The 823-nt window shown below is 79.3% G+C and carries 1 protein-coding gene; it reads right to left on the minus strand.

Annotated elements, in window-relative coordinates; genetic code table 11:
* Positions 1 to 823, minus strand: an 823-nt coding sequence (locus tag G3I41_RS18580) for an FAD-dependent oxidoreductase (protein WP_164401342.1), incomplete at both ends; no start/stop codon positions are given.

Genomic DNA, 823 nt, shown 5'->3' on the forward strand with positions numbered 1-823 from the left:
GGCGCCCAGCTCGGCGACGGCGGTCCGGACCGTGGCCGCGGTGACCTCCTCGCACCGGCAGACCTCGGTGTCGGGGGCGAGCCAGCCGGTCCACCCCGGCCCGGGCAGGTGCACGGCCCCCATCAGCGCGGCGAAGTCACGCATCCGGCGCCGGCTGCGGCGCAGCACTCCCGTGCGGGCCCCGGGCCTGCCGCCCCGCGCTTCGGCGATCACCGAGAGCGCGGCCAGCTCCCCTTCGACGACGGCCAGTCGGACGCCGCCGACGCCGCCGGTCTCGCCGGCGGCCCAGACTCCGGGCACGGTGGTACGCAGCTGCTCGTCGACCTCCAGGGCCGCCGAGCCGTCCGTGCCGGTGCGGGTGGCGCAGCCGAGGCCGAGGGCGAGGTCCAGCTGCGGTACGAGGCCGTGGCCGACCGCGAGCGCGTCGCAGTCGATGCGCTGCCCGGTCCCCGGCACGGGGCGCCAGGCGCGGTCGATCCGGCTGACCGTGACCCCCTCCACCCGCTCGGTGCCGTGGACGGCGGTGACGGCCCGGTGCGTGAGCATCCGCACCCCGTGCCGGACGAGGCCGGTCCGGTGGCGGGCGCCCTCCGCGAGCCGGTCGGGGTTCGCGGCCAGGACGCGGGGGGCGCGGGCGTACGCCCCGTAGCCGGCGGCCTCCACCAGGGCGGGCACCCGGGCCCCGGCCCTGGACAGGGAGAGAGCGACGGCCTGCAGCAGCGGACCGCTTCCGGCGACGACGACGCGCCGCCCGGGCAGCACGAGCCCCGACTTGAGCATCGCCTGCGCCCCGGCCGCGCCGACGACGCGGGGCAGGGTCCAG

It is taken from the genome of Streptomyces sp. SID9727 (assembly GCF_010550605.1).
GTDB lineage: Bacteria > Actinomycetota > Actinomycetes > Streptomycetales > Streptomycetaceae > Streptomyces.